This is a genomic window from Micromonospora krabiensis, from assembly GCF_900091425.1.
In the GTDB taxonomy this organism is placed as follows: Bacteria; Actinomycetota; Actinomycetes; order Mycobacteriales; family Micromonosporaceae; genus Micromonospora; species Micromonospora krabiensis.
In genome coordinates this window covers 2,311,785-2,332,046 of sequence record NZ_LT598496.1, presented here as the reverse complement: position 1 = coordinate 2,332,046, position 20,262 = coordinate 2,311,785, and the positions used below count along the sequence as shown (strand labels likewise).

General features: G+C 74.0%; 21 protein-coding genes. 17 read left to right on the top strand and 4 right to left on the bottom strand.

Annotation, left to right across the window (positions count from 1 at the left end; genetic code table 11):
• Nucleotides 1-64 precede the first annotated feature (64 nt).
• The 11 genes from GA0070620_RS10275 (at nucleotide 65) to argH (ending at nucleotide 12,407) form a co-directional block, all read left to right on the top strand.
• Complete coding sequence (locus tag GA0070620_RS10275; protein ID WP_157741586.1) at nucleotides 65-1,195, top strand: substrate-binding periplasmic protein; 1,131 nt, start codon at nucleotides 65-67, stop codon at nucleotides 1,193-1,195.
• Nucleotides 1,192-2,613 carry a hypothetical protein gene (locus GA0070620_RS10270; protein WP_091589645.1) on the top strand — a complete coding sequence of 474 codons (1,422 nt, stop codon included), beginning with the start codon at nucleotides 1,192-1,194 and terminating at the stop codon, nucleotides 2,611-2,613. Before GA0070620_RS10275 ends, GA0070620_RS10270 begins: the two co-directional genes overlap by 4 nt.
• A complete protein-coding gene (locus tag GA0070620_RS10265) occupies nucleotides 2,610-3,863 on the top strand; it encodes an MFS transporter (RefSeq protein WP_091589644.1) in 1,254 nt (417 codons plus the stop codon). The genes GA0070620_RS10270 and GA0070620_RS10265 overlap by 4 nt, the downstream gene beginning before the upstream one ends.
• An 85-nt stretch (nucleotides 3,864-3,948) precedes the next feature.
• Nucleotides 3,949-4,950, top strand: coding sequence for an N-acetyl-gamma-glutamyl-phosphate reductase (gene argC / locus GA0070620_RS10260; RefSeq protein WP_091589643.1), 1,002 nt, complete (start codon nucleotides 3,949-3,951; stop codon nucleotides 4,948-4,950).
• Complete coding sequence (gene argJ, locus GA0070620_RS10255; RefSeq protein ID WP_091589642.1) at nucleotides 4,947-6,119, top strand: bifunctional glutamate N-acetyltransferase/amino-acid acetyltransferase ArgJ; 1,173 nt, start codon at nucleotides 4,947-4,949, stop codon at nucleotides 6,117-6,119. Before argC ends, argJ begins: the two co-directional genes overlap by 4 nt.
• The gene (gene argB, locus GA0070620_RS10250; RefSeq protein ID WP_091589641.1) at nucleotides 6,116-7,003 is read left to right on the top strand and encodes an acetylglutamate kinase; all 888 of its coding nucleotides are present in this window, start codon (nucleotides 6,116-6,118) and stop codon (nucleotides 7,001-7,003) included. Before argJ ends, argB begins: the two co-directional genes overlap by 4 nt.
• Nucleotides 7,000-8,241 carry an acetylornithine transaminase gene (locus tag GA0070620_RS10245; RefSeq protein WP_091589640.1) on the top strand — a complete coding sequence of 414 codons (1,242 nt, stop codon included), beginning with the start codon at nucleotides 7,000-7,002 and terminating at the stop codon, nucleotides 8,239-8,241. Before argB ends, GA0070620_RS10245 begins: the two co-directional genes overlap by 4 nt.
• Nucleotides 8,238-9,215: an ornithine carbamoyltransferase gene (gene argF, locus GA0070620_RS10240; protein WP_091589639.1), complete on the top strand. Its 978-nt coding sequence runs from the start codon at nucleotides 8,238-8,240 to the stop codon at nucleotides 9,213-9,215. The genes GA0070620_RS10245 and argF overlap by 4 nt, the downstream gene beginning before the upstream one ends.
• Nucleotides 9,212-9,727, top strand: coding sequence for an arginine repressor (locus GA0070620_RS10235; protein WP_091589638.1), 516 nt, complete (start codon nucleotides 9,212-9,214; stop codon nucleotides 9,725-9,727). Before argF ends, GA0070620_RS10235 begins: the two co-directional genes overlap by 4 nt.
• Nucleotides 9,724-10,929, top strand: a complete 1,206-nt coding sequence (locus GA0070620_RS10230; protein WP_091589637.1) for an argininosuccinate synthase — start codon at nucleotides 9,724-9,726, stop codon at nucleotides 10,927-10,929. The genes GA0070620_RS10235 and GA0070620_RS10230 overlap by 4 nt, the downstream gene beginning before the upstream one ends.
• Nucleotides 10,930-10,943: 14 nt before the next feature.
• Nucleotides 10,944-12,407 carry an argininosuccinate lyase gene (gene argH, locus GA0070620_RS10225; RefSeq protein ID WP_091598478.1) on the top strand — a complete coding sequence of 488 codons (1,464 nt, stop codon included), beginning with the start codon at nucleotides 10,944-10,946 and terminating at the stop codon, nucleotides 12,405-12,407.
• A gap of 50 nt (nucleotides 12,408-12,457) precedes the next feature.
• Here the strand turns inward: argH and GA0070620_RS10220 are convergent, their stop codons facing one another.
• Together GA0070620_RS10220 and GA0070620_RS10215 are read right to left on the bottom strand one after the other, a co-directional pair.
• Entirely contained in the window at nucleotides 12,458-12,811 is a 354-nt protein-coding gene (locus GA0070620_RS10220) for an MmcQ/YjbR family DNA-binding protein (protein ID WP_091589636.1), read from the bottom strand.
• 65 nt (nucleotides 12,812-12,876) lie between these two features.
• Nucleotides 12,877-13,293, bottom strand: a complete 417-nt coding sequence (locus GA0070620_RS10215) for a DNA-binding protein (RefSeq protein ID WP_091589635.1) — start codon at nucleotides 13,291-13,293, stop codon at nucleotides 12,877-12,879.
• 115 nt (nucleotides 13,294-13,408) lie between these two features.
• On the opposite strand from GA0070620_RS10215, the gene GA0070620_RS10210 reads away from it, so the two are divergent.
• The 5 genes from GA0070620_RS10210 to GA0070620_RS10190 all read left to right on the top strand — a co-directional run bounded on the left by GA0070620_RS10210 (nucleotide 13,409) and on the right by GA0070620_RS10190 (nucleotide 17,397).
• Nucleotides 13,409-14,038, top strand: coding sequence for a DNA-3-methyladenine glycosylase (locus GA0070620_RS10210; protein ID WP_091598475.1), 630 nt, complete (start codon nucleotides 13,409-13,411; stop codon nucleotides 14,036-14,038).
• Nucleotides 14,039-14,147: 109 nt separating this feature from the next.
• Nucleotides 14,148-15,233 carry a WD40/YVTN/BNR-like repeat-containing protein gene (locus GA0070620_RS10205; protein ID WP_091589634.1) on the top strand — a complete coding sequence of 362 codons (1,086 nt, stop codon included), beginning with the start codon at nucleotides 14,148-14,150 and terminating at the stop codon, nucleotides 15,231-15,233.
• A gap of 1 nt (nucleotide 15,234) precedes the next feature.
• Nucleotides 15,235-15,510 (top strand): MoaD/ThiS family protein, encoded by a 276-nt coding sequence (locus tag GA0070620_RS10200; protein ID WP_091589633.1) that lies wholly within the window; start codon nucleotides 15,235-15,237, stop codon nucleotides 15,508-15,510.
• A gap of 127 nt (nucleotides 15,511-15,637) precedes the next feature.
• A complete protein-coding gene (locus GA0070620_RS10195) occupies nucleotides 15,638-16,777 on the top strand; it encodes an LLM class flavin-dependent oxidoreductase (protein ID WP_091589632.1) in 1,140 nt (379 codons plus the stop codon).
• Nucleotides 16,774-17,397, top strand: coding sequence for an FMN reductase (locus GA0070620_RS10190; protein WP_091589631.1), 624 nt, complete (start codon nucleotides 16,774-16,776; stop codon nucleotides 17,395-17,397). Before GA0070620_RS10195 ends, GA0070620_RS10190 begins: the two co-directional genes overlap by 4 nt.
• A gap of 132 nt (nucleotides 17,398-17,529) precedes the next feature.
• Here the strand turns inward: GA0070620_RS10190 and GA0070620_RS10185 are convergent, their stop codons facing one another.
• Nucleotides 17,530-18,423, bottom strand: coding sequence for a universal stress protein (locus tag GA0070620_RS10185; protein WP_091589630.1), 894 nt, complete (start codon nucleotides 18,421-18,423; stop codon nucleotides 17,530-17,532).
• Between the two features lie 326 nt (nucleotides 18,424-18,749).
• Here GA0070620_RS10185 and GA0070620_RS10180 point away from each other — a divergent pair, with 326 nt between their 5' ends.
• A complete protein-coding gene (locus tag GA0070620_RS10180) occupies nucleotides 18,750-19,226 on the top strand; it encodes a cyclic nucleotide-binding domain-containing protein (RefSeq protein WP_091589629.1) in 477 nt (158 codons plus the stop codon).
• Between the two features lie 100 nt (nucleotides 19,227-19,326).
• On the opposite strand, the gene GA0070620_RS10175 is transcribed toward GA0070620_RS10180, so the two are convergent.
• On the bottom strand, nucleotides 19,327-20,187 hold the full coding sequence (locus GA0070620_RS10175) for a universal stress protein (RefSeq protein WP_091589628.1): 861 nt from the start codon (nucleotides 20,185-20,187) through the stop codon (nucleotides 19,327-19,329).
• Nucleotides 20,188-20,262 lie beyond the last annotated feature (75 nt).

The window sequence follows — 20,262 nt, the reverse complement described above, 5'->3', positions numbered from 1 at the left end:
CGCGGGGACGGCCGGCCGGTGCTCGGCGGCGCCCCGGCCCACTCCGTCCGGAGAGGAACCGAGCGTGACCCGGAATCCGCGCAGGGCGTCCACCCTGCTGAGGCCGCTGCGTGTCTGGGGGCCGGTGGTGGCGCTGATCGCGACCGTCCTGGCGGCCGCCGCGATCGTGGCGGTGGGCGTGCGCGCGTCGCCCATCTCGCCGTCCCGACCCGTGCTCGTCTCCAGTGGAGACTGGGCGCCGTTCGTCGGCGCGGATCTCCCCGCGGGTGGGCCGATGACGGAGCTGGTCGTCGAGGTCCTCACGAGATGCGGCTACCGCCCGGAGGTCCGGTACGCCTCGTCCTGGGCGTTGACCGAGGAGCAGCTCGGCTCCGGCGCGTCCATCGGGATGTTCCCGCTGGTGGGCAGCGAGTCGCGACGGGACCGTTTCCTGTTATCCGACCGGCTCATCGACTTCGAGTACGTCCTGTTCTACGACCGGCGCGAGGGCGAACCGCGCGTCTCCTCCGCCGCCGACCTGTCGGCGCTGCGGGTGGGTGGTGTCGCCGGCTACGACTACTGGGACGAGCTGGAGTCCGCGGTGCCGGGCATGGTCCGGTTCGACTCGACGGTGCAGGGCTTCCGGGCGCTGGTCGACGGCCGGATCGACGTCCTGGCCGAGGGACTGCTCTCCGGTCAGGCGGCGCTGACCGATCCGTCCCTCGCCGCCGACGCGGGCGACTTCGGCTACCTGCGGGGCGACGATCCGTTGGTGCACTCGGTCGAGGGTCTGTACTTCATGATGCCGAACACCCCGGAGGCGGCCACCGTGATGCGGCAGTTCAACAGGGTGCTGGCGCAGATGCGGCAGAGCGAGGAGTACGAGGAGATCGTCGCCGAGCTGGAGCCGGCGGCGACCCAGGAGGTGACCCTCACGCCGACCGGCGCCTCCGGGCTGGTCGAGTTGCTCGACGAGAAGGGCGACGTGCTGCTGCTCGCGCCCCGGGGCACGCGGGCCCGGGTGATCCGCTGGCCGGACGCGTTCGTCGACACCGCGGGGGGCGCGACTCCGTCCAGGGCGGCCGGGGGCGCGGGCACGCCCGGCGGTACGGCGGGGCGGATCCTGGTGCCGGTCAAGGTCACCAACGGTCCGGCCCAGGGGCGGGCGCTGTACGTCGACGCCCGCGCCCTGCTGCTCACCCCGGAGGGGCCGTGACACAGCTACGGATCCTCGCCCCGGTGTTGGTGGACTACCACGCCGTGCCGGGCGCGGCGTTGCGAGATCCCACGTGGTACGCCGACTTCTGGGCCGGGCAGCAGGAAGCCGTCGACGACCTGCTGACACGGTTGGCGCCCGGTGGCGACGCCGCCGGTCCGCCGCCGGTCGTCGAGTTGACGCACGTCCGGGCTGCCAGCTCGCTGAACCGCTACCGCACGATCAGCGACCACGCGGTGGAGCGACCGGTGCACGTGCTCGTCGGCACGCTCCGCCCGGAGCACCTGCCGGCGGCCCTGGACGGGACGGCGGACGACCTGCCCGCGATCGTGGAGATCAGTTTCCGGCTGTACGACCACGGCCTGTTGCTCCTGGAGTTGCTGGCGGACGTCTCGGGGTGGCTCGCGCGGGGCAGCGGCGACGTGCCGGACAGCCTGGACCGTCTGCAGGCGTGCGCCGTGGCGACGGGCGAGCGGGTGGCGCGGGAGACCGTACGGCGGTACGTGCACCCGGTGCTCGCGCTGCTGCGCCGCGCGGACAGGCACGAACGCGTCATTCTCGCGGCCATGTCGGAGGACGAGCCGCTGGCCGCGGAGCTCGGCGAGCCGCTGTGGGTGACGCGCAGCCTGGTGGTGGATCCGGGGGAGCCGACCACGAAGCAGGTGGTGCGGCACTGGCTCAAGGACGTGGTGCTCCCGGGGGACGACCGGGTCGCCGCGGACCGGCTGCTCGATGGTGAGTTCGACCATCTCGTCCGGTGGCTGAACTACCTCTTCCTGGATCACCGTGGCGCGGGCGGTCGGATGCTGCCCGGCGACCCGTTCCACGACCAGTGGGAGGCGCTGCGCTACGCCCAGGTCTTCTACGGCACGCTGGACCGGATCGACAACCGGCTGTCGCAGATCCTCGCGGACTCGGCGGCGGCCGGCTCCCGGTGGGAGCTGGAGCGACTCAAGGACGAGTTGACCAGCCTGAGCCAGCGGGCCGAGTTGGCCATCATGGAGCGTCGGGACCTGTCGAAGTACCTCAAGCGCGCGGTACGGGTGGAGATGGACGCCATCCTCGACTTCTGGGACTACGTCCACCTGCTGGAAGAGCCGGTGCGCTTCAAGGTCGAGATGTGCTCCCGGCGACTGACCGAGCTGGCCGCCCGGCGGGCGGCCCGGTCCGTGATGTTCACCGACCTCATCCTGCTGGGCATCGCGATGACCTCGATCCTCGGTACGGCCCTGGCGCTGACCGAGTTCGGGCGGTCGATCGCCAGCGATCCCGAGATGGCGGCCTACGACCTCGGGCGGTCCGGCATCGTGGACTGGGTCGCGGCCCAGCCGGCCGACGCGGTCCTGATCAGTTCCGGGGTGGTGTCGGTGTTGCTGGTCATCGTCTACCTCTTCTTCCGGCGCGACCGGAACTCATGAGGGCGGCACTGCGGAGCCGATCCATCCGGACCTTCCTGGCCACCCAGTTCCTGCTCGAGGTGCAGTTCTGGTTCCCGATCTGGTTGATCTACCTGATCGACCTCGGGTTCTCGCTGACGACGGCGGTGCTCGCCGACGCGGTGTTCCGGATCGTCTCGGTGCTCTGCGAGTTTCCGGTGGGCATGGCCGCGGACCTGCTCGGGCGGCGTCGTACGTACCTGGCGCTGGCCGGTGGCTCGGTGCTGACGTTCGCGTTGATCAGTCAGATCCGCTCGGTGCAGATGCTCTTCGCGGCGTGGGTCCTCTGGGGCGTGCTGTGGGCGCTGACCTCCGGAGCGGCGAGCACCTACCTGTACGAACTCTGCTCCCGCGACCATCGGCCGGTCGACCCGTCGAAGGCGTTCGGCCTGATGCGCGCGGCGGGTAGCGTGTCCGTCCTGCTCTCGCTCCTGGCGGCCGGCTACGTGTACGAGGCGGACCCCCGGCTGCCGTTCGCGGTCACCGCCGCCCTGGCCGCCGCCGCGTTCCTGCTCGCGCTGACCCTGCCGGAGACGGCGGGACCACGGCCGGTCGGCCGGCTCTCCTCGATGTGGGGGGGCGTCCGGGGGGCGTTGGCCGACAGCCGGGTGCGGCGGGCGGTCTGGCTGGGGGTTCTGTTGCTGCTGTTCGGTTGGAGCGCGCGCATCCTGTTCCAGCCGCTGGCGTTGGAGCTGAACCTGTCCGCCGAGGTCACCGGCTGGATGTACGCGGCCTTCGCGGCGGCCGCCGTGCTGGGCGGGCTGGCGGCGGGGCACGTGGGCGTCCGGCGTCGCCGGGCCGGGCTGGCCCTGGCGTTCCTGCTCGTTCTCGGCGCCCTGGTCGCGCTCAGCCAGGCGCCCCGGCTCGGCCCGTTCGTGTTCCTGCCGGTGATGGGGTTCGGCTACGCCCTCGGCACGACGTTGCTGGAGGTGCTCACCAACGAGGTCAGTCCCCGGCCGGTCCGAGCCATGATCTTCGGGGTGGTCGCCTGCCTGGCCGGGCTCGGCATCGCGCTGGCGCGCCCGGCCCTGGGCGTGCTCGCGACGGACCACTCCACGGCGTTCGCCGCGGGGGTGTGGTCCGGGTGCGGTGCGGTTGTGGTGGCGCTGGCGCTGTGGCTGGCCCGCGGGCTGCCCCGGGCGCCGGAGGGCGGGGCGAGCCCGGCTGGTCCGATCGTCCCGTCCTCCCGTACGCCCGGAATGCCCGCTTCTCGGCGCGCCCGCCGGCGTTAGTAAGTAATCATTCGGGGGACTGCATAGACTTGCAATCCCGGCGGGGTCGCCGGTAGGCTCGCCGTATATTCATACGGAGGTGAGTATGGGGATCCGAGTCGCGGTCGCCGGTGCCAGCGGCTACGCCGGCGGTGAGCTGCTGCGTCTGCTCGCCGGTCACCCGGAATTCGAACTGGTCGCCGCCACCGCGCACAGCCAGGCCGGGCACCGCCTCGACGTGGTGCACCCGCACCTCACCGGGCTCGATCTGGTGCTCGGCGAGACCGGCCCGGACACCCTGGCCGACGCGGACCTGGTCTTCCTCGCGCTGCCGCACGGCCAGTCGGCGGCGCTCGCCGCCCAGTTGCCGGCGGACGTGCGCATCGTCGACCTCGGCGCCGACCACCGGCTCGCCAACCCCTACGAGTGGGCGCACTACTACGGCGGCACCCACGCCGGGCAGTGGACCTACGGCCTGCCGGAGCTGCCCGGGCAGCGGGAGCAGATCGCCGCCGCCACCCGGGTCGCCAACACCGGCTGCTACGCCGCCGCGATCACGCTGGCGCTCGCGCCGCTGATCGCCGCCGGCGCCGCCGAGCCGGCGGACGTCGTCGTCGTCGCGGCGTCCGGCACCTCCGGCGCGGGCCGGGCGGCCAAGCCGCACCTGCTGGCCAGCGAGGTGGCGGGCGACCTGTCCCCGTACCGGGTCGGCACCCACCAGCACGTGCCGGAGATCAAGCAGGCGACCGGCGCGACCGGCCTCTCGTTCACCCCGATCCTCGCCCCCATGCCCCGGGGCATCCTGGCCACGGTCACCGCCGTGCCGGCCCGGGGGGTGGACCCGCAGGCGGTGCTGGCCGAGGCGTACGCGGACGCGCCGTTCGTGCACGTCCTGCCCGAGGGCCGCTGGCCGCACACCGCCGCCACGCTCGGCTCGAACTCCTGCCACCTCCAGGCCACCGTTGACGTGGACTCCCGCCGACTGATCGTGGTGAGCGCGCTGGACAACCTCGGCAAGGGCGCGGCCGGGCAGGCCGTGCAGAACGCCAACCTCATGGTCGGCCTGCCGGAGACCACCGGCCTGCCCGTCTACGGGGTGGCGCCGTGACCGTCACGACTCCCCTGGGTTTCCGGGCGGCCGGTGTGGCCGCCGGTCTCAAGGCCAGCGGCGCCCACGACGTCGCGGTCGTCGTCAACGACGGCCCGGGCGCGACGGTGGCCGGCGTCTTCACCGCCAACCGGGTCAAGGCCGCGCCGGTGCTCTGGAGCCAGCAGGTGGTCCATGGCGGCGTGGTCCGCGCGGTGGTGCTCAACTCCGGCGGCGCGAACGCCTGCACCGGCCCGGCCGGCTTCCAGGACACCCACGCCACCGCCGAACACGTGGCCGCCGTGCTGACGGCGGCCGAGCCGGGCCGGGAGATCGGCGCCGGCGAGGTGGCGGTCTGTTCGACCGGCCTGATCGGCGAGCGCCTCCCGATGCCCGCGCTGCTCGCCGGCGTCGACCGGGCGGTGCGCGAGCTGTCCGGCTCCGGCGGCGCGAGCGCCGCCCAGGCGATCATGACCACGGACACCCGCCCGAAGACGACCGTCGTGTCCGGCGCCGGCTGGACCGTCGGCGGCATGGCCAAGGGTGCGGGGATGCTCGCGCCGGCCATGGCGACGATGTTGTGCGTGCTGACCACCGACGCGGTGGCCGCCCCGGAGGTGCTCGACGCCGCGCTGCGCGAGGCGTGCCGGGTGACCTTCGACCGCATCGACTCCGACGGCTGCATGTCCACCAACGACACGGTGCTGCTGCTGGCCAGCGGGGCCTCCGGCGTCACGCCCGGCGAGGCCGAGCTGACCGCCGCGGTCACCGCCGCCGCGCACGACCTGGCCCAGCAGCTCATCGCCGACGCCGAGGGCGCCACCAAGCAGATCGCGATCGAGGTGACCGGCGCGGCCGGCGAGGACGACGCCGTCGAGGTGGGACGGGCGGTGGCCCGCAACAACCTGGTGAAGACCGCGCTGTTCGGCAACGACCCGAACTGGGGCCGGATCCTCGCCGCCGTCGGCACCACCGCCGCCGCGTTCGAGCCGGACGCCGTCGACGTGGCGGTCAACGGGATCTGGGTGTGCCGGTCGGGCGCCGCCGCCGAGGACCGCTCGAAGGTCGACCTCACCGGTCGGGACGTCACCATCAGCGTCGACCTGCACGCCGGGTCCGCCGCGGCCACCGTCTGGACCAACGACCTGTCCCACGCGTACGTCCACGAGAACTCGGCATACTCGACATGAGCCTCTCCGCGGATCTCACCCGCTCCCAGGCCAAGGCCGCCACGCTGATCGAGGCGCTGCCCTGGCTGGCCCGCTTCTCCGGGGCGACCGTCGTGGTGAAGTACGGCGGCAACGCCATGGTCGACCCGGAGCTGCAGCGGGCGTTCGCCGCCGACATGGTGTTCCTGCGCTACGTCGGCCTGAAGCCGGTCGTCGTGCACGGCGGCGGGCCGCAGATCTCCGCCATGCTCGGCCGGCTCGGCATCGCCAGCGAGTTCCGGGGTGGCCTGCGGGTCACCACGCCGGAGGCGATGGACGTCGTCCGGATGGTGCTGGTCGGGCAGGTGGGCCGGGAACTGGTCGGCCTGATCAACGCGCACGGCCCGTTCGCGGTCGGCCTCTCCGGCGAGGACGCCGGGCTGTTCACCGCGGTGCGGCGCCCGGCGTACGTGGACGGGGAGCCGGTCGACGTCGGCCAGGTCGGCGACGTCGAGTCGGTCGACGTCTCGGCGGTCACCGACCTGATCGACGCCGGGCGCATCCCGGTGATCTCGACCGTCGCGCCGGACGCCGACGGGGTGCTGCACAACCTCAACGCGGACACCGCCGCCGCCGCGCTCGCGATCGCGCTGGAGGCCCGCAAGCTGGTCGTGCTCACCGACGTCGCCGGCCTGTACGCCGACTGGCCGGACACCGACAGCCTGATCTCCGAGATCGACGCGGACGACCTGGCGAAGCTGCTGCCCGGCCTGGAGTCGGGGATGGTGCCGAAGATGGAGGCCTGCCTGCGGGCGGTGCGCGGGGGAGTGCCGGCCGCGCACGTCGTCGACGGCCGGGTCGCCCACTCCACGCTGCTCGAAGTGTTCACGTCGGAAGGATTCGGCACGATGGTGAGGCCGTCATGAGTTCGCTGGTGCAGCGCTGGGGTCAGTCCATGATGGACAACTACGGCACGCCGCCGCTGGCGTTGGTCTCCGGCTCCGGCGCCGTCGTGGTCGACGAGGCGGGCCGGGAGTACGTCGACCTGGTCGGCGGGATCGCGGTGAACGCCCTCGGTCACGCCCACCCGGCCGTGGTCGCCGCCGTGTCCCGGCAGGTGGCCACCCTCGGTCACGTCTCCAACCTCTACGTCGCGGAGCCGCCGGTCGCCCTGGCGGAGCTGCTGCTGGCCCTCGCCGGCCGGCCCGGGCGGGTCTTCTTCGCCAACTCGGGCGCCGAGGCGAACGAGGCGGCGTTCAAGCTCTCCCGGCTGACCGGCCGCGGCCACGTCGTCGCCGCGCGCGGCGGCTTCCACGGCCGCACCATGGGCGCGCTCGCGCTCACCGGGCAGCCGGCCAAGGCCGACCCGTTCCGTCCGCTGCCCGGTGAGGTCACCCACGTCGACTTCGGCGACGTGGCCGCGTTGGAGGCCGCCGTCACCGACGCCACCGCGATGGTGATCCTGGAGCCGATCCAGGGCGAGAACGGCGTGGTCGTGCCGCCGGCCGGCTACCTGGCCGCGGCCCGCCGCATCACCGCCCGGCACGGCGCCCTGCTGGTGCTGGACGAGGTGCAGACCGGCATCGGTCGCACCGGGCACTGGTTCGCCCACCAGGCCGAGGGCGTCGAGCCGGACGTGGTCACCCTGGCCAAGGGGCTCGGCGGAGGGCTGCCGCTCGGCGCCGTGCTCGCCTTCGGGCGGGCGGCCGAGCTGCTCACCCCCGGCTCTCACGGCACCACGTTCGGGGGCAACCCGGTGAGCTGCGCCGCCGCGCTCGCGGTGGTCTCCACCATCGCCCACGAGGGGCTGCTCGACCACGTCAAGCGGGTCGGCGAGCGGCTGCGGCGGGGGATCGAGGCGCTGGGGCACCCGCTGGTCGCCGGCGTGCGCGGCGCGGGCCTGCTGCTCGGCGTCATGCTGACCGCCCCGGTGGCGCCGGTGCTCGGCGAGGCGCTGCGCGAGGCCGGCTTCCTCACCAACCCGGTGCAGCCCGGGGTGGTGCGCCTCGCGCCGCCGCTGATCCTCACCACCGCCCAGGTCGACGCCTTCCTGGCGGCCCTGCCGGCGGCGCTGGACGCGACCGCCCCGGCCGCCGCCGGCACGACGACCGCGCCGACCACCTCCACCGAGACCACCGCGACCCCGACGGAGACCACCGCATGACCCGGCACTTCCTGCGTGACGACGACCTGACCCCGGCCGAGCAGGCGACCGTGCTCGACCTCGCCGCCCGCATGAAGGCCGACCGGTTCGCGTACCGCCCGCTCGCCGGGCCGCGCTCGGTCGCGGTGCTGTTCGACAAGCAGAGCCTGCGCACCCGGATCTCCTTCGACGCCGGCATCGCCGAGCTGGGCGGCCACCCTCTCGTCGTGGACACCCAGGTCACCCACTTCGGCCGGGGTGAGACCCTGGCGGACGCCGGGCGGGTCCTGTCCCGCTACGTCGCGGCGATCGTGCTGCGTACCCACGGCGACGACCGGATCGCCGAGGTCGCCGGGGCCGCCACCGTGCCGGTGGTCAACGCGCTCACCGACGGCTACCACCCCTGCCAGCTCCTCGCGGACCTGCTGACCGTCCGGGAACGCTGCGGCGGCACCGCCGGTCGGACCCTCGCGTACGTGGGCGACGCGGCCAACAACATGGCCCACTCCTACCTGCTGGCCGGGGCGACCGCCGGCATGCACGTCCGGGTCGCCGGGCCGGACGGCTTCGTGCCCGACCCCGCCGTGGTGGCCCGGGCCGCCGAGATCGCCAGCTCCACCGGCGGTTCGGTCCGGGTGCTCACCGACCCGGTGGCGGCGGTCCGGGACGCGGACGTGGTGGCCACCGACACCTGGACGTCGATGGGGCAGGAGAGCGACGGGCTGGACCGGATCACCCCGTTCCTGCCGTACCAGATCAACAAGGCGCTGCTCGGGCACGCGGCGCCCGACGCGATCGTGCTGCACTGCCTCCCCGCGCACCGGGGCGAGGAGATCACCGACGAGGTGCTCGACGGCCCGCAGAGCGCGGTCTTCGACCAGGCGGAGAATCGGCTGCACGCCCAGAAGGCGCTGCTCACGTTCCTGCTGGAGGCCCCCACCGCGGCCCCGGACGCCGTGGCGCCGGGTGCCACCGCGACGAGGGAGACCACATGACCGCCCCGCTGACCCGCGCCGCCCGCCACGCTCGCATCGTCGAGCTGATCCGGGACAAGGCCATCCACTCGCAGACCGAACTCGCCGACCTGCTCGCCGGTGACGGCATCCAGGTCACCCAGGCCACCCTCTCCCGGGACCTGAAGGAACTCGGCGCGGTGACCGCGCGCGGTGGCGACGGGCGCGGCGTCTACCTGATCCCCGAGGACGGACACCGTCCGCTGCGGGACGCCGAGGCCGCGCCGGCCCGGCTGGTCCGGCTGCTGCACGAGCTGCTCAACGGGGTCGACTCCAGCGGCAACATCGCCGTGCTGCGGACCCCGCCGGGCGCCGCCCAGTACCTGGCCAGCGCGTTGGACCGAGCGGGCCTGCCCGAGGTTGTCGGCACCATCGCCGGCGACGACACCATCCTCGTCGTGGCCCGCGAGGCCGACGGCGGGGCCGCGCTCGGTGAGAAGCTCGCCGGCTGGGCCCGCCGCGAAGAGAACGTTGAAGGGAACACCACCCCATGACCGAGCGGGTCGTCCTGGCGTACTCCGGAGGGCTGGACACCTCCGTCGCCATCCCGTACCTGGCCGAGCGGACCGGCGCCGAGGTGATCGCGGTGGCGGTCGACGTCGGCCAGGGCGGCGAGGACATGAACGCCATCCGGCAGCGCGCCCTGGACTGCGGGGCCGTGGAGTCCGAGGTGGTCGACGCGCGTGACGAGTTCGCCGCCGAGTACTGCCTGCCGGCGATCCGCGCCAACGCCCTCTACATGGACCGGTACCCGCTGGTCTCGGCGCTGTCCCGCCCGTTGATCGTCAAGCACCTGGTGACCGCGGCCCGGAAGCACGGCGGCACGATCGTGTCGCACGGTTGCACCGGCAAGGGCAACGACCAGGTCCGCTTCGAGGTCGGCCTGGGCGCGCTCGCCCCCGACCTGAAGATCATCGCCCCGGCACGGGACTACGCCTGGACCCGGGACAACGCGATCGCCTTCGCCGAGGAGAAGGGCCTGCCGATCGACGTGTCGGCGAAGTCGCCGTACTCCATCGACCAGAACCTGTTCGGTCGGGCGGTCGAGACCGGGTTCCTGGAGGACATCTGGCACGGACCGATCGAGGACCTCTACTCCTACACCGGCGACCCGGCCGAGCCCCGCGACGCCGACGAGGTCGTGATCACCTTCGACGCCGGCGTGCCGGTCGCCGTCGACGGTGAGACGGTCACCCCGTACCAGGCGATCCTGGAGCTGAACCGGCGCGCCGGCGCGCACGGGATCGGCCGCCTCGACATGGTCGAGGACCGGTTGGTCGGCATCAAGAGCCGCGAGGTGTACGAGGCGCCGGGCGCGATCGCCCTGATCACCGCCCACCAGGAGCTGGAGGCGGTCACCGTCGAGCGCGACCTGGCGCGGTTCAAGCGGACCGTGGACCAGCGCTGGGGCGAACTGGTCTACGACGGTCTGTGGTTCTCGCCGCTGAAGCGGGCGCTGGACGCGTTCATCGACGACGCCCAGCGGCAGGTCTCCGGTGAGGTGCGGCTGTCCCTGCACGGCGGCCGGGCCGTCGTCACCGGGCGGCGTTCCGAGGCGAGCCTCTACGACTTCGGGCTGGCCACCTACGACACCGGCGACACGTTCGACCAGTCGCTCGCCAAAGGCTTCGTGCAGCTGTGGGGCCTGCCGAGCGCGATGGCCGCGGCACGGGACTCCCGGATGGGCGGTGCCTGACCATGGGGACCACAATTGGCGGGGTGGACGACAAGAGCCTGATCGAGAACAGCGCCGCGACCAACCGGACGAGCCTCTGGGGCGGTCGGTTCGCCGGTGGCCCCTCGGAGGCGCTCGCCCGGCTGTCGGTGAGCGTGCAGTTCGACTGGCGGCTGGCCCCCTACGACCTCGCGGGCTCGCGGGCGCACGCCCGGGTCCTGGCCCGCGCCGGCCTGCTCGACCCGGACGAGCTGGGCCGGATCCTGGCCGCCCTGGACGACCTGGAGGCGGCCTGCGCCTCCGGGGCGTTCCGCCCGACGGTCGACGACGAGGACGTGCACACCGCGCTGGAGCGCGGGCTGCTGGAGCGGCTCGGGAGCCTGGGCGGGAAGCTGCGCGCCGGGCGGTCCCGCAACGACCAGGTCGCCACGGACCTGCGGCTCTATCTGCGCGACCACGCCCGGGGTGTGGCCAGTCGGCTGGTGGAGCTGGCCGAGGCCCTGGTCGAGCAGGCCGAGCGGCACGTGGAGACCCCGGCGCCGGGGATGACCCACCTGCAGCACGCGCAGCCGGTCACGTTCGGGCACTGGCTGCTCGCCCACGTGCAGCCGCTGCTGCGTGACCTGGACCGGCTGCGGGACTGGGACGGCCGGGCGGCGATCAGCCCGCTGGGTGCGGGCGCGCTCGCCGGGTCGTCGCTGCCTCTGGACCCGGTGCGGGTGGCCCGCGAGCTGGGCTTCACCGCCGCCGCGCCGAACTCGATGGACGCGGTCGCGGACCGGGACTTCGTCGCCGAGTTCCTGTTCGTCACCGCCCTGGTCGGCGTGCACCTGTCCCGCCTCGGCGAGGAGGTGGTGCTCTGGACCTCGCAGGAGTTCGGCTGGGTGGAGCTGGACGACGCGTTCGCCACCGGGTCGTCGATCATGCCGCAGAAGAAGAACGCGGACATCGCCGAGCTGGCCCGGGGCAAGTCCGGCCGGCTGGTGGGTGGGCTGATGAGCGTCCTGACGATGCTCAAGGGCCTGCCGATGACGTACGACCGGGACATGCAGGAGGACAAGGAGCCGGCGTTCGACGCGGTCGACACGCTGGAGCTGCTGCTGCCGGCCCTCGCGGGGATGATCTCCACGATGACCGTACGCGTTGACCGGCTGGTCGCCGCCGCTCCGGTGGGCTACTCGCTGGCCACCGAGGTCGCCGACTGGCTGGTGCGCAAGAACGTGCCGTTCCGGGACGCGCACGAGATCACCGGCCGGCTGGTCGCGCTCTGCGTGGCCCGGGACTGTGCGCTCGACGAGGTCTCCGACGACGACCTGGCGGCGATCAGCCCGCACCTGGACCCGTCGGTGCGGGACGTGCTCTCGGTCCGCTCGGCGCTCGCCGCCCGGACCACGCCGGGCTCCACCGGCCCCGGGCCGGTCGCCGAGCAGCTCGCCGCCGCGGCGGACAAGCTGGTTGGCTGGCGGGAGTGGGCCGCGGAGCGGGTCGTACCCCGCTGAAGCCGCCCGTCCGCGCGGCGCGTCCGGCGCCGCGCGGACCCCGGCAGGGCTCACACCGTGGGCCGCTCCCGTCTGGGCAGCTTGGCCACCACCGCGTCGTAGGACCCGTCGACCGCCTCGATCAGCTCGTCGTCGTCGATGCCGCCGTCGAGCCGCAGCGTGTTCCACCCGGACCGGCCGATGTACGGCATGACCCGGGCGTCGGTCGGGTGCCGGTGCAGCCACTCGTCGGCGGCCTCCCGGCTGGGGCCGCACTTCACGCCGACAGTCGGCGCGCCCTCCGGCGAGCCGAGGAACGCGAAGATGCGGCTGCCCACCTTGACCACCTCGTCGCCCTCCCACGGCTGGTCCAGCCAGGCGCCCGGCTTGGCCAGGCAGTAGGCGCGCATCTCCTCGCGTCGCATCGGCCCCTCCCGTCGGTCGTCGTATCCGGACAGTGTGCCCTCCGGGGCCGACAGACGCCGGCAGCTCAGCCGGCGGTGCGCGCGGTGAGGCGGTCGAAGCGCTGCTGCGCGGCCTGCGCGCTGCCTAGGCCCAGACCGAAGGCGATCTCCTGCCACGTCAGGCCACGGCCCCGGGCGAGCTGGAGCAGCCCGGCCTCCAGCGCGTCGAGCTCGGCGCGGACGTGGGGCAGCAGGGTGAGCGCGGCGACGACGTCCGGTCCGTCGACCGGCTCCTCCCCGTCGTCGAGCTGCGCGCCGCCGGCGGCGAGGCTGGCGACGAGGGCCACCGCCTCCCAGGGGTCGGTCACCTGCGGGTGGGCGTAGCGGCGTCGACGGGCGTCGGTGTCGGCGTGCCGCTCGGTGATCCGCGCGAGCGCGCTGTGGGTGCGATGGGCCCGGGCTCGCGCCGGGTCGGGTGCGGTGAACGGGTCGTCCGGTGCCATGACCCCATTCCAGCCTCTCAACGTCAAGTTGTCAACGGAGCATTGAAGACGGGTCGGTGGTGCGGTGGGTGCGGTCGCCGGGCCGTCGACGATCGAGGACGGTACGGTCGGGGCCATGCGCGTGGGTGAGGGCGACTCCGGAGTGCGTGCCCTGGCCGAACTGCTCGCCGGCCCGGTCGTGCCGGCCGCCCGGGCCCTGCTCGGCTGCCGCCTCTCCGCCGGCGGGGTCACCGTGCGGATCACCGAGGTCGAGGCGTACGCCGGTACGGCCGGTGACCCGGCGTCGCACGCGCACCGGGGACGCACCGCCCGCAACACCGTGATGTTCGGCCCGGCCGGGCACGCCTACGTCTACTTCACCTACGGCATGCACTGGTGCATGAACGTGGTGACCGGGCCCGACGGCGAGGCGTCGGCGGTGCTGCTGCGCGCCGGCGAGGTGGTCGAAGGGCTCGACGCGGCGCGGTCGCGGCGCACCGCCGTACGCCGGGACGTGGATCTGGCACGCGGACCCGCCCGGCTCTGCGCGGCGCTCGGCATCGACAAGACGATCTACGGGCGCTACCTGCTCGGCGACGGCCCGGTGCGGCTGCGCCCGGCCACCGTGCCGGTGTCGCCGACGGCGATCGCCGCCGGGCCGCGGGTCGGTGTGACCGGTGCCCACGACGTCCCCTGGCGGTTCTGGATCGAGGGCGACCCGACGGTGAGCGCCTACCGCCGGCACGTTCCCCGCGTGCGCCGCTGATCCGGTCGCATCCGGGTGGACCGGCCGGTGGCCGGCGCGGGGTCGCCGTTTCGTCGGGGGGTGTGGCCATAATCACGCCGACACCATCCCGCGCACCCGGAGGACGGCGATGACCACGCTTCTCGCGATCGGCACCAGCAAAGGGCTCTTCCTGGCGACCAGCACCGACGGCCGGCGCACCTGGCAGGTCAGCCGTCCGCACTTCCCGATGACCGGCGTCTACGCGGTGGCCATCGACAAGCGGCGCGCCGCGCCCCGTCTGCTCGCCGGGATGACCAGCTCGCACTTCGGCCCGAGCGTGGCGCGCAGCGACGACCTCGGCGGGTCCTGGCTGGAGCCGGACCAGCCTCCGGTGGCCTTCCCGGCCGACACCGGGGCGAGCCTGGGTCGGGTCTGGCAGCTCACACCGGCCGGGCCGGCCCAGCCCGACGTGGTCTGGGCCGGCACCGAGCCGTCGGCGCTGTTCCGCTCCGACGACGGCGGGGTGACCTTCACGATGGTGCGCGCCCTGTGGGACCACCCGCACCGCGAGCAGTGGGACGCCGGCTTCGGCGGCCAGGCGGTGCACACCGTGTTGCCGCACCCGGACGACGCCGACCGGATGGTCGTCGCGATGTCGACCGGCGGGGTCTACCGCACCGACGACGGTGGCGCGTCCTGGGCGCCGAGCAACACCGGCATCCGCGCCTACTTCCTGCCGGACGAGTGGCCCGAGTTCGGGCAGTGCGTCCACAAGGTGGCGCAGGACCCGGGCGACCCGGAGCGCCTCTACGCGCAGAACCACCACGGCGTCTACCGCTCCGACGACGGCGGCGGCAGTTGGACGTCGATCGCCGACGGCCTGCCCAGCGACTTCGGCTTCCCGGTGGTGGCGCTGCCGGGGCGGCCCGGCACCGTCTTCACCTTCCCCCTCGCCGCGGACGGCGAGCGGTGGCCGGTCGGTCACCGCTGCCGGGTCTACCGCTCCGGCGACGCGGGCAAGACCTGGCAGGCGCTGAGCGCCGGCCTGCCCACCGAGCCGTTCTACCCGTCGGTGCTGCGTGACGCGATGTGCGCCGACGACGCGGAGACCGGCGGGGTCTACTTCGGCACCCGCTCCGGCGAGGTCTACGCGAGCCGCGACGAGGGTGACTCCTGGTCACGGGTGGCCGCCCACCTGCCCGACGTGCTCTGCGTCCGCGCCGCGGAGGTCTGAGGTGGTGACGGTGCTGGTGCCGGGTCCGCTGCGGGGCGAGGTCGGGGGTGCGAGTCGGCTGACCGTCGCGGCCGCCGGCTCGCTGCGGGCGGTGCTGGACGAGGTGGCCGCGACCTGGCCCCGACTCTCGCGGCGGATCCGGGACGAGCGCGGAGAGCTGCGGCGATACGTCAACGTCTACGTCGACGGCGAGGACTGCCGGCAGGCCGGCGGGCTGGAGGCGCCGGTCGCCGAGGGCGCCGAGGTGCAGGTGCTCCCCTCGGTGGCGGGTGGCTGAGCCGGGTCCGGCGGGGTGATCTGGGCCACTGCCGAGACCCTTGCGAGTGGAATTATTGACACGGCAAATATGTTGTCGGGTACGTCCGGGGCCGCCATGGTTCCGGCGGACAACCCGAGGAGCGGTCATGCAGTTCGGAGTCTTCACCGTCGGCGACGTCACGGTCGACCCGACGAACGGTCGCGAGCCGACCGAGCATGAGCGGATCAAGGCGATGGTGACCATCGCGTTGAAGGCCGAGGAGGTCGGGCTCGACGTCTTCGCCATGGGCGAGCACCACAACCCGCCCTTCGTGCCCTCGTCGCCCACGACGATGCTGGGCTACATCGCGGCGCGCACGGAGCGGCTGCTGCTCTCCACCTCCACCACGCTGATCACCACCAACGACCCGGTGAAGATCGCGGAGGACTACGCCATGCTCCAGCACCTGGCCGGCGGTCGCGTCGACCTCATGATGGGGCGCGGCAACACCGGGCCGGTCTACCCGTGGTTCGGGCAGGACATCCGCAACGGGATTCCGCTCGCCATCGAGAACTACGACCTGCTGCGCCGGCTGTGGCGGGAGGACGTGGTGGACTGGAAGGGTCGCTTCCGCAGCCCGCTGCAGTCGTTCACCTCGACCCCGCGTCCGCTCGACGGCGTCCCGCCGTTCGTGTGGCACGGCTCGATCCGCAGCCCGGAGATCGCCGAGCAGGCCGCGTACTACGGCGACGGATTCTTCGCCAACCACATCTTCTGGCCCAAGGAGCACACGCAGCGCATGATCGGGCTCTACCGGCAGCGCTTCGCGCACTACGGTCACGGGTCGGCCGACCAGGCCATCGTCGGCCTCGGTGGGCAGGTGTTCATGCGCCGGAAGTCGCAGGACGCGGTCCGCGAGTTCCGGCCCTACTTCGACAACGCGCCGGTCTACGGGCACGGGCCGTCGCTGGAGGAGTTCACCTCCCAGACGCCGCTGACCGTGGGCAGCCCGCAGCAGGTCATCGACCGCACCCTGGGTTTCCGGGACTACGTCGGCGACTACCAGCGGCAGCTGTTCCTCGTCGACCACGCCGGCCTGCCGCTGAAGACCGTGCTGGAGCAGCTCGACCTGTTGGGTGAGGAGGTCGTCCCGGTGTTGCGCAAGGAGTTCGAGTCGCTGCGCCCGGCGCACGTGCCGGAGGCACCGACCCACGCCTCGCTGGTGGCCGCGGCGGGCGGCGCCAAGGACAGCACCGTCCACGCCGTCGACGACGTGACCGGCAAGGCGCCCGAGGGGGCCCGATGACCGCCCGTACGCTCGCCGTGGTCTCGGCCGGGCTCAGCCTGCCGTCGTCGACCCGGCTGCTCGCCGACCAGCTCGCCGGGGCCACCCGCGACGAGCTGGTCGGGCGGGGCGAGTCGGTCCGGCTCTACCCGGTCGACCTGCGTGAGCACGCCCACGACGTGGTCAACCACCTGCTCACCGGCTTCCCGTCGGAGTCGCTGCGGGAGGTGCTCGACACGGTCACCGGCGCGGACGGGCTGATCGCCGTCAGCCCGATCTTCAACGCCTCCTACAACGGCCTGTTCAAGTCGTTCTTCGACCTGATCGACACCGAGGCGCTGGCCGCCCGGCCGGTGCTGATCGCCGCGACCGGCGGCACCGCACGCCACTCGCTCGCGTTGGAGCACGGGCTGCGGCCACTGTTCGCGTACCTGCACGCCGTGGTCATGCCCACCGCGGTCTTCGCCGCGCCGGAGGACTGGTCCGGCGAGGCGGCCGACGGGGCGCTGCGGCGTCGCATCGAGCGGGCCGCCGGCGAGCTGGCCGAGGAGATCCACCGCCGGCCGCCGTCGACCGGGCCGGTCGACCCGTTCGCCCTGACGACCAGCTTCGAGGACCTGCTCGGCCGCGCCGACCGCTGACCGTGCCGGTCCGGTCGTGGTGCCCTCCACCGGACCGCCCGGAGGGCACCATCGACCGCGACCGGGGAAGCCACCGTCCGGGGCGGCACGGCTCCGGGCGGCACGGCCCCCGGGGCGCTGTCCGCACCGGCGCTACCGCGTCGGTGCGGGCCGGTGGCGGACGACGGCCAGCGGGGAGTGGGCGTGGTGCAGGACCGTGTGGCTCACCGAACCGAGCAGCAGACCGCCGAGCGCGCCGCGACCGTGTGCCCCGACGACCACGAGCTGGGCCGTTCGGGACTCCTCCACCAGCGCCTGCGCGGGGGAGCCCCGCACCAACCGCCGCCGCACCGGCACCTCCGGGTACCGCTGCGCCCAACCGGCGAGGCTCTCGGCCAGCACCCGATGCTCCTCGGCGTCGAGCTCCGCCAGGTCGTAGACCAGCGGAACCAGGTCGCCGGGGGCGAGCGGCGCCGGGTAGAGCCAGGCGTGCACCGCGACCAGCGGGGCGGACCGGCGGGCGGCCTCCTCGAACGCGAAACCGACCGCCTCGGCGGAGAGGTCGGAGCCGTCGACACCCACCACCACCGGGCCGTCGGCCCGCGCCTCACCGCGGACGACCAGCACCGGGCACCCCGCCCGGGCGGACACCTGCACGGTGACCGAGCCGACCAGCAGCCCGGCGAAGCCGCCCAGACCACGCTGCCCGAGCACCACCAGCGCCGCCGCACGGGCCTCGTCCAGCAGCACCGACGTCGGCGCCCCGTCGACCACCACGCCGCTCACCGGCACCTCCGGCGCGATCTTGCCGGCCTCGGCGACGGCTTCGGCGACGTACTCCTCGGCCTGGCCACGCAGCCCTGCGGTCGGCGGGGTGAACGGCGCCGGTCCGAGGGGCGCGGCGACCAGCGGCCAGGCGAACGCGTGCACCACCCGCAGCGGACGGCTCCGGAGGCCGGCCTCCCGCGCGGCCACCCGGACCGCGTCCAGGGCGGCGGCCGAACCGTCCACGCCGACCACGACCGGCGCACCGGTGTTGATGGTCATGACTACCTCCTTCGTCCGGCTCCAGCCTGCTCCGGAGCGTCGGTGCCGGTCAGGGTCACTCGTCCCCGATTCCGGGCCGTTGGTCCCGCCCCGCCGCTGCCGGGCCGCATGCCCGCGGCCGCTGCTCGTCGACGGGGGAGCCTCACCACGCCGAGGCGGAGGAGTAGCGCCGCCGGCCAGGGCGGATCCAACGGGCCTGCCGCCAAAAGCGGGCCCAACGGCCCCTGCCGTCCGGGGCACCGGAAGCGGTGCAATGGGTGGGCGACCGCTGCGGCCGCCCGCCGGGCGTGCCCGCAGCCCACGGCGACCGGACGGGAGACTCCGCGATGACCACTCTCGACGTGCTCCGCGCCCACCCTTTCCTCGCCGGGCTGCCCGAGGCGTGGCTGCCGCCGCTGGCCAGCTACGCCCGGCCGGTGGTCTGGCACCCCGGGCACCGACTGTTCCGCGCCGAACAGCCGGCCGAACGGTTCTGGCTGGTCCGGGGCGGGCAGGTGACCCTCGACTTCGCCGTCCCCGGCCGGGGCGACGTGGAGATCGAGACGATCGGCGCCGGCGGCGTACTGGGCTGGTCGTGGCTCTTCCCGCCCTACCGGTGGCAGTTCGGCGCGGTCGCCGGGCAGCGCAGCACCGCGATCGAGTTCACCGCCGCCGGCGTGCGCCGGTTGATGGAGTCCGACGACGCTTTGGGCCGGCAGCTCACCAGCCGCTTCATGAGCGTGGTCGTGGACCGGCTGCACGCCGCCCGGTGCCGGCTGCTCGACCTGTACGGCTACCCGACGGCGCTGCCGCCCACCGGTTGACGGGGCTGCGGCGGACGGAGTGCCGGGCGCGGAGTCACGCCGGTGGCCGGGCGCCCGCGGCCCCGGGCGGCGCGCGACCGGCGCCGTCGGCGCGCCGCGGTCAGTCGCCCTGGCGGTACGGGTGGGCGACGAGCACGGGGCAGTGGGCGTGCTGCACGACTGCCTGGCTCACCGAGCCGAGCAGGAGGCCGGTGAAGCCACCCCGGCCCCGGGTGCCGACCACCACCAGCGCCGCCTCCGCGCTCGCGTCCACCAGCGCCTGCCCGGGGGAGGTGCCCCGGGTCGTCCGGCCGGTCACGCTCAGCCCGGGATGGCTGCCCCGGGCCGCCGCCACCGCCGTGTCGAGCAGCGCCTCCGGTTGGGTTCCGGGCAGGCCGGAGGAGTCCGCCGCGCCGTCGGCCGGTGCCGCGTGGACGAGCAGCAGCTCCGTGCCGCGCCGTACGGCCTCGTCGGCGGCGTAGCCGACGGCGAGTTCGGCCGGCTCGGAGCCGTCGACGCCCACCAGCACCGGTCCCCGCGTCGGCACCGGCTGGTCGGCCGGGCGGACCACCAGCACGGGGCAGTGGGCGTGCGCGGCGACCTGGCCGCTGACCGAGCCGAGCAGCAGGCCGGTGAAGCCACCGTGTCCCCGGCTGCCCACCACGACCAGCTCGGCCCGGCGTGACTCCTCGATCAGGGTGGCGCCCGGTCCGCCGGCGACCTGCCGGGCCTCGGTCCGCAGCCCGGGCCACCGGTCGGCCAGGTCGTTCGCGGCCTGCTCAAGCATGGCCTGCCCGGTGTCGGCCGGTGCCGGCAGCCCGAGGTCGTACGGGTTGATCGGCACCCCGTAGCCGAGCGGGTGCAGGAACCCGTGCACGAGGTGCAGCGGCCGGTCGCGGAGCTGCGCCTCCCGGGCGGCCTCCTCCGCGGCGGCGAGACTCGCCGGCGATCCGTCCACTCCCGCCACGACGGGTCGGTCCATCAGCCCTCCCAGTGCTCGACCAGATCATTGTGGGCGCGACCGGGCCCGCCCACCGGCATTTCCCGCCCGGAGACC

Excerpts from the sequence above, each read along its gene's own strand:
- GA0070620_RS10195 (WP_091589632.1), top strand. The coding sequence starts at position 15,638 with ATGCAGTTCGGAGTCTTCACCGTCGGCGACGTCACGGTCGACCCGACG.
- argF (WP_091589639.1), top strand. The coding sequence starts at position 8,238 with ATGACCCGGCACTTCCTGCGTGACGACGACCTGACCCCGGCCGAGCAG.
- GA0070620_RS10215 (WP_091589635.1), bottom strand. The coding sequence starts at position 13,293 with ATGGCACCGGACGACCCGTTCACCGCACCCGACCCGGCGCGAGCCCGG.
- GA0070620_RS10230 (WP_091589637.1), top strand. The coding sequence starts at position 9,724 with ATGACCGAGCGGGTCGTCCTGGCGTACTCCGGAGGGCTGGACACCTCC.
- GA0070620_RS10190 (WP_091589631.1), top strand. The coding sequence starts at position 16,774 with ATGACCGCCCGTACGCTCGCCGTGGTCTCGGCCGGGCTCAGCCTGCCG.
- GA0070620_RS10185 (WP_091589630.1), bottom strand. The coding sequence starts at position 18,423 with ATGACCATCAACACCGGTGCGCCGGTCGTGGTCGGCGTGGACGGTTCG.
- GA0070620_RS10175 (WP_091589628.1), bottom strand. The coding sequence starts at position 20,187 with ATGGACCGACCCGTCGTGGCGGGAGTGGACGGATCGCCGGCGAGTCTC.
- GA0070620_RS10235 (WP_091589638.1), top strand. The coding sequence starts at position 9,212 with ATGACCGCCCCGCTGACCCGCGCCGCCCGCCACGCTCGCATCGTCGAG.
- GA0070620_RS10205 (WP_091589634.1), top strand. The coding sequence starts at position 14,148 with ATGACCACGCTTCTCGCGATCGGCACCAGCAAAGGGCTCTTCCTGGCG.
- GA0070620_RS10265 (WP_091589644.1), top strand. The coding sequence starts at position 2,610 with ATGAGGGCGGCACTGCGGAGCCGATCCATCCGGACCTTCCTGGCCACC.
- argB (WP_091589641.1), top strand. The coding sequence starts at position 6,116 with ATGAGCCTCTCCGCGGATCTCACCCGCTCCCAGGCCAAGGCCGCCACG.
- GA0070620_RS10220 (WP_091589636.1), bottom strand. The coding sequence starts at position 12,811 with ATGCGACGCGAGGAGATGCGCGCCTACTGCCTGGCCAAGCCGGGCGCC.
- argC (WP_091589643.1), top strand. The coding sequence starts at position 3,949 with ATGGGGATCCGAGTCGCGGTCGCCGGTGCCAGCGGCTACGCCGGCGGT.
- GA0070620_RS10245 (WP_091589640.1), top strand. The coding sequence starts at position 7,000 with ATGAGTTCGCTGGTGCAGCGCTGGGGTCAGTCCATGATGGACAACTAC.
- GA0070620_RS10180 (WP_091589629.1), top strand. The coding sequence starts at position 18,750 with ATGACCACTCTCGACGTGCTCCGCGCCCACCCTTTCCTCGCCGGGCTG.
- GA0070620_RS10210 (WP_091598475.1), top strand. The coding sequence starts at position 13,409 with ATGCGCGTGGGTGAGGGCGACTCCGGAGTGCGTGCCCTGGCCGAACTG.